Origin of the sequence: Chryseobacterium sp. MYb328, assembly GCF_037572595.1 — a bacterium.
In the GTDB taxonomy this organism is placed as follows: Bacteria; Bacteroidota; Bacteroidia; order Flavobacteriales; family Weeksellaceae; genus Chryseobacterium; species Chryseobacterium pennae.
In genome coordinates this window covers 1-7,078 of sequence record NZ_JBBGZQ010000048.1, presented here as the reverse complement: position 1 = coordinate 7,078, position 7,078 = coordinate 1, and the positions used below count along the sequence as shown (strand labels likewise).

Below are 7,078 nucleotides of genomic sequence, written 5' to 3'. Positions count from 1 at the left end.
AATTTATTAAAACGAGCTTGTGCTTTAATAAATTTGGTTTTGAAGTAAATTATGTTTAAAAAAATATTCTTTCTTATCTTCCTGGTTCCGAATGGGGTATGGGCTCAAAAAACAGGTAATTCTTACGAAAAATTATATCAAAAAGTAGTTACGGAAATTGCGGCTACAGATTTGCCGCAGGCATTGAAAATTGCAGACTCAATGGTGGTTGCAGCAACTTCTCCGGAACTTAAAGGGCGAAGTGTGATGCTAAAAGCAATCCTTTATATGCAGCAAAGTAAAAACGACGAAAGCATCCGGTTTGCTGAAGAGGCCAAAGAAATTCTGGATTCTTCTCAAAATTATGAGCTACAGGCAAAAATCCGAGGACTTTTAGCTACGGAATACAGGGTTTTGGGACTTTACAAAAAATCCGGAAAATATGCTGATGAAGGTTCACAGATTGCGGATAAAATAGATGATGAAAAGAAGCAGGCACAGGTAAAAGCCCTTTTTTTGCAGGAAAAAGCTTATTATGAGCGAAATTTAAAGAGGTATGGTCAGGCAATTCACTTTCTTAAAGAATCGCTTATTCATTTATCTAAAATTCCTGAGGATAAGATGACCTTAGGAAAAACCTATCAGTTCATGGGGGAAAACTATTTGGAGTTGCATGATTATAAAAGTACGGATGTTTATAATCTGGAAGCTTTAAAGATATTACCTGAAACATTTATTGGTTATATTCTAAGTACTATTGGGCTCGGGATTTCCAAAGCGAGGCAGGGTAAGTATCATGAGGCTGAAGCTTATCTTTTGAAGGGGTTGAAATTTGCGGAGACTGCTGATTATCCACAGGCGAAAAAATTGGTCTATAATGCTTTAGCCGGTTATTATGATCAGGTAAAACAGTATGATAAAGCTAATTTTTACAACAAAAAATATGTAGATACTCTTAATAAGACTGAGGATAAATTTAAAAATACAATTGATGAGAATTACGATAAAATAGATAACGAAAAGGAACAATATGCAAGTGGGAACATCACCAGAAATATCTTTATCATAATCTTTTTTATCTTCATTGTATGGCTTACCGTTATTTTTATGATCTACAAAAGGAAGCAAAAAGAAAAGTATTTTAGATTCAAGAATATTATCAATCATTATAAGGAAAAAAAAGAAAATGTTGTTGAAGACCATATGAATGCTTCGGAAGTTAGGGAAGAACAAATTTTTGAGAAAGAGGATATAGATAATAAGCAGCTTGGCATAAATGGTGAAACTGAAGCTAAAATCCTGAGCTTGCTTGAGGTGTTTGAAAGAGAGAAAATGTTTAATCAGGGTTCAGTTTCGCTTTCGTTTCTTGCCAGTGAATTTGACACCAATGTGAAATACATCTCTTACGTGGTCAAAAAATATAAGAATACGGATTTTAAAAACTATGTAAATACCTTAAGAGTCGACTATATTATTCATAAACTGAAAACTTCGGAAAAATACAGAAAGTATAAAATAGGGGCGCTGGCAGAAGAGTGCGGTTTTTCTTCTCACGGACAATTTGCCACAACCTTCAAATCCATTACCGGAACATCACCGTCAACTTTTATTTCATTTATTGATAAGGCTGAATAAAGCCTTCAAAATACTTTGTTAAATTGAAAGGTCTGCATTCTTGAGTGCAGGTCTTTTTTATTAATATAGATAGGTTTGATAAAATATAGTCAGTGGAGCTACTTTTTACTCTATGCCTTCACTGTCACTTGATATATTCTTTCTGTTTTTATGAAAAGGGAAAGGTTTTCTTTATATTCACTCAAATTAAATAATGTTTTGATAGAAAATTATTGAATTCCCAAAGGTTTGGTAAATAGTGTTTTGTGAGTTTCCTTTTTCTGTTTTTCGGAAAATAAGAAGGCTGAGCTTTGCAAAACAAACCCACTGGGGAATACATTTGCAACCTAAAGTAAAGCCAATAAAAATTGAGAACATGAACAGGAATTTACTATTCTCGGAGTTATCTCCATTAATTATTATCATTGCTGATTCACATTCTAATCACCTGCATTTTTACATATCAGAAGAAGTATAAAATATACTTTCCACTCCAGCCACAATTTATTTAAAAAACATTTTAAGGATGTTATTTTCAATTTGCGGAATACGGAATCTTTTTTCTGTTTCATTGTATATTCAGAAAGGAAGCTGACTGAGTAAGATTTCATGATCATTAATTCATACACATTAAACGAATATTTTCTACAACTAAACTATTTAATATGAAAAAGATAACTTTACTTGCGTTTGTTATTATGGGCGGGATGGTATTTTCTCAGGTGGGGATTAATACGGTTTCTCCAAAATCCACCTTTGATATTACTGCGAAAACAACTGACGGAAGTAAACCGGAAGGATTAATTGCTCCGAGATTAACAGGAGACCAAATAAAAGCGGGAGATGGGCTGTATGGGGCAGATCAGAAAGGGAGTATTCTTTATGTAACGGAACCTGTAGGAACCTCTTCTCCTAAAACAATAAATATAAATGCTGAAGGTTACTATTTCTTTGATGGGAATGTATGGCAGAAAATATTTATCAATAACATTTATAATAACAATGGAACCCTGGTGTCTAACAGAACCGTTAATATGGCAGATAAGACAATCAATTTTACTTCTGCCGCCACTACAGGAACCAGCCATTTTCAGGTTGACGGAACTACATTAAACGTAGATGCGGTTAATCATCGTATGGGAATCGGCACAGCTGCTCCGGCCGCAAAATTAGACATTACCAGCAGTACAGCAGGTGGTATTAAGATTACAGATGGTACTCAGAAGGAAGGACGGCTTTTAGTAGCGGATGATAACGGACTGGCAACCTGGAGAGATACAAGTTCGCCTGTTATTATTCCATCTACGGCAGGGCCTGTTACTTCTATTGCTACTGGAATGACTTATACCGGAGCGAGCGCAGTGGTCACAATTGAGGGGTATTATATTATTTCACCAAGGATTATTTTTGACAAAGCTCCATCCTCATGCAGTTCTTATCTGGCCTATAATCTGAGTAATAGTTTAACCTATTCAGTTGCAGCATCAGTATTTGGGCAGGATATACATATGGCGGCAGCTTATGGTGGGTTTGATTTCATTTATACTTCTAACGTAGCTAAGCTTAAACCTGGGACGTATTATCTGTTTTCACGTTACGCTAATGGAGGATCTGCCGGTTCAGCTTGTACAAGTTATAACACAAGAGGTACCTTAAATGACAATGCATTCACTTTAACATTACTAAAATAATATATCGCTTTTCATCTAAAGATGTAATGATGAAAGTTTATTCTTTGTTTCCCTAAAAGAGAGCCATGTATGGTTCTCTTTTTTTTGTAATAATTGTCTGTTTAAACGGGTTTACTCTTTTTCTGGTAATTAAATTTAAATGATCAGTAGTGATTATGTTTGCAAATAGCATAATTTAAATGCTTTTATATTGTTTGATAATAAAATATGAACAATATTTACATGATATTTTTTAACAATTATAGAATAAGCTTATCTTTGCTCTTAATTTTTTCTGAATGCTTTATACAATAATCAAAGCGCTGCACATTATTTTTATGGTAAGTTATTTTGCGGGAATTTTTTATCTCGTAAGAATTTTCGTGTACTATAAGGATACTGATGAATTTCCTGAAGAAAAAAAGAAAATTCTGAGGGAACAATATACATTTATGGCCAGAAGGCTGTGGAATATCATCACCGTTCCTGCCGGAGTCATCATGGCAGTATGTGGATTGGTAATGATCTTTTTAAATCCGGGACTGATGAAAATGGGATGGTTTCATTTAAAACTTACATTTCTGATCGGACTTGCGATCTACCATTACTGGTGTTGGAAAAAAGTATTGAAACTTAAAGAATTAAACGGGAATACGCTGGAAACAGCCAATATCAAACTTAGACAGGCCAATGAAATTGCTACATTTATTTTGTTTCTTGTAGTGTTTACCGTAATCCTGAAATCTATGGCAATTGAATATTGGTGGCAATTAATTGCAGGATTTTTCGTTCTTGTATTTCTGATCATGATGACCGTAAAACTTGTTAATAAGAATAAAAAAAAGAAATAATGGTTTAAGTAAAGAAATCTTCATACAGCTTTACTTTTTACATTTTACTAAAAAACTATGATTGCAATTTTAAAGAAAGAACTTTGGAGTTACTTTGGGAACTGGAGTGCATGGGTAATTATTGCCGCCTTCAGTTTGATCGCTACTCTTTTCCTGTTCTTTTTCGACAACGATTCAAATATTTTTGAGATCGGAGCAGCTTCGCTGCAGAGTTATTTTGTGTTGGTTCCATGGCTTCTAATGTTTATTATTCCCGCACTTTCTATGAAAACTTTTGCTGAAGAGCAACAGACAGGAACACTGAACTGGCTTTTTTCACAGCCTTTAAAAGTTTCAGACCTGGTAGCAGGTAAATTTTTATCCGTATGGATTGTTGGGATTTTATGTCTGATCCCATCGTTAATTTATCTTTACACAGTGTATGTTCTTGGAGTTCCTGAAGGAAATATTGACCTTGGGATGACCTTGGGAAGCTATATCGGACTGGTTATTTTAATCGCTGCTTTCTCAGGCGTAGGAATTTTAGCTTCTTCATTATCACAGAATCAAATCATGGCTTATCTGCTAGGTGTTTTCATGTGTTTCATCATGTATTTTGGAATCGAACAGCTGGCAAGCTATAAATTACTGGGCGGAGCAGATTTTATTCTTCAGAATATAGGTTTCTATCAGCATTTCCTTGGCTTTACAAGAGGTCTTATAGATCTGAAAGATGTTGCCTATTTTATTCTGGTGATCAGTGCGTCATTAGTATTGTCTAATCATTTTATTAACAAAAAGAAGTAGATTATGAAGAAGATCAATGCTAAATCCCCACTGGGAATTTTCTTAATGGTAATTATCCCTTTGGTAATTATCCTTATCTATTCAGGAATCAGACTGGATCTAACCAAAGAAAAAAGATATACCCTTTCAGAAAACACTGTTAAAGTGTTGGAATCCGTTAAAAAACCTCTGACAGTAGAAGTTTATCTTGAAGGTGATTTCCCGGCGAGCTTTAAACAGCTTCAGGGGGAAACAAAGTTCATGCTGGAGGAATTCAGAAAAATTAACCCGAAGATCGATTTTAAATTCATCGACCCTATTAAAACAAAGATGTCTCAGGATACCTTGATGGCAATGGGAATGCAGCCTTCGGTTCTTCCAGATATAAAGGATGGAAAAATTTCACAAATTACCCTTTTCCCGTATGCTGTTATAAAATATGATAAAGATGGAGTTTCTATTCCGTTGGTTGTACAGCAAGCAGGTATTGATGCAGACCAGCAGCTGACCAGATCCATTGAAGGACTTGAATATAATCTGGTTTCGAACATTAAGAATATTGCAGCTGCTAAAAGAAAAAAAATTGGAATCTTGGTCAATCAGGATGAACTGAGTCCAGATGAATTCCAGGGATTTGTACATCTTGCTATGGAAAATTATGACGCAGGGCCTATTATTCCTAAAAATCAGACTGAACTTAGTACAGCAGATGTTCCATTATTAAAACAAATGAGTGCTCTCGTGATTGCAAAGCCAAGAAAAGCTTTTACTGACAACGAAAAGGTAATTCTTGACCAATATATTATGAATGGCGGGAAAACGCTCTGGATGATTGATGCAGTAAATGCTGAAATGGATACGCTGACAAGATCTAAAAAAGTAATGCCTTTCCCTGTGGATATCAATATGACTGATTTTTTCTTCAACTACGGATTAAGAATCAATAATGCACTGGTAAAAGATGTGAAGAAATTTGCTTTATTAAGACTGGTAACAGGAGAAGTAAGCGGAAACCCACAGTATACGAGCTTACCATGGCCTTATTTCCCTCTTGGAATTGCTGAAAATAATAATCCAATCACTAAAAATATCAATCCTGTAAAATTCGAATTTCCTACTTCTATTGATACATTAGGGGGAAGAAAGAATATCAAAACAAAAGTTCTTTTCGAATCGAGTGAAAGAACATTGCTGAAACAGGTTCCGAATTATGTTGATTTGAAAGAGATCGCCACTGTAGACAGTCTTGGACAAATGGAGAAACCAAGCACTCCGAAGATTTTCGCAGTAGCACTGGAAGGTAAATTTAATTCTGCTTATGCCTCAAGGATTGAAAGAAAATCTTATCCTGGATTCAAAGCAGAAAGTCCTGAGAATAAAATGATCGTGATTGCAGACGGAGATATAGGACGAAATAAAGTGATCAAAGGAAAACCGCTTCCATTGGGAGTAGATATGCTCACGAATGAACAGTTCGGAAATGAGCAGTTCCTTAGAAACGCCCTTGATTATCTATTGGATGACAGCAATCTAATGGAATTGAGAAACAGAAATATCGAAGAAAGACTTCTCGACAGACATAGAATAGAAGAAGAAAGAACCACTTGGCAATGGCTGAATTTATTACTCCCATTGATTATTATTGGTCTTATCGGAGGATTGTTCTTCTGGCTGAGAAAGAAGAAATTTGGATAAAATAAAAAAGAGAAGCAAAATGCTTCTCTTTTTTATTTTAATTGTTTTAAATTTCTTAGTCTTAATTAAGATTACCAAGGTAATTCATCAGTGTATCTTTCTTCCTCTTCTATGTATTCATGATAATTATTATTAACAACATCATTGATCTTATTAATAACAACTGGTGGAAGGTCTAGTATTTCTAATGTTATTTCATCTTTAAATTTTATTTCCTTGGGATTAGCTGAAGAAGTTATAGCGGAAACCTCTGTAAATCCTCTTAATTCGAATCTTTTTATGACACTTGGATAGTTTTGAGAAAGTAAATTTTTTATATTATTTAATTTTTCCCATTCTTTAATATTAAATATTTCTTGTGATTCTTGCCATCCTGTCATTAATTTAAAGCGACCTGTTTCTATTATATAATGTAAAAGTAATACCTCCTCATTTTTTAGTTTATTATCTAAAACTAAATTAATTAATTTAATATATAAATTTTTAGTAGAGCTCGCATCATTC

6 protein-coding genes are annotated in these 7,078 nt (G+C 34.3%); 5 read left to right on the top strand and 1 reads right to left on the bottom strand.

Annotation, left to right across the window (positions count from 1 at the left end; genetic code table 11):
- The first annotated feature begins 51 nt into the window (after positions 1-51).
- From WH267_RS24915 to gldG, 5 genes are all read left to right on the top strand, one after another.
- Positions 52-1,614 carry a helix-turn-helix domain-containing protein gene (locus WH267_RS24915; RefSeq protein ID WP_340011693.1) on the top strand — a complete coding sequence of 521 codons (1,563 nt, stop codon included), beginning with the start codon at positions 52-54 and terminating at the stop codon, positions 1,612-1,614.
- A 644-nt stretch (positions 1,615-2,258) separates the two neighbouring features.
- Positions 2,259-3,284, top strand: coding sequence for a hypothetical protein (locus WH267_RS24910; protein ID WP_340011692.1), 1,026 nt, complete (start codon positions 2,259-2,261; stop codon positions 3,282-3,284).
- A gap of 278 nt (positions 3,285-3,562) precedes the next feature.
- Positions 3,563-4,114, top strand: a complete 552-nt coding sequence (locus tag WH267_RS24905) for a CopD family protein (RefSeq protein ID WP_340011691.1) — start codon at positions 3,563-3,565, stop codon at positions 4,112-4,114.
- A 57-nt stretch (positions 4,115-4,171) separates the two neighbouring features.
- The gene (locus WH267_RS24900; RefSeq protein WP_340011689.1) at positions 4,172-4,900 is read left to right on the top strand and encodes an ABC transporter permease subunit; all 729 of its coding nucleotides are present in this window, start codon (positions 4,172-4,174) and stop codon (positions 4,898-4,900) included.
- Positions 4,901-4,903: 3 nt separating this feature from the next.
- On the top strand, positions 4,904-6,574 hold the full coding sequence (gene gldG, locus WH267_RS24895; protein ID WP_340011688.1) for a gliding motility-associated ABC transporter substrate-binding protein GldG: 1,671 nt from the start codon (positions 4,904-4,906) through the stop codon (positions 6,572-6,574).
- A gap of 71 nt (positions 6,575-6,645) precedes the next feature.
- Here the strand turns inward: gldG and WH267_RS24890 are convergent.
- Positions 6,646-7,078, bottom strand: a 433-nt coding sequence (locus tag WH267_RS24890; RefSeq protein WP_340011687.1) for a hypothetical protein, incomplete at its 5' end; no start/stop codon positions are given.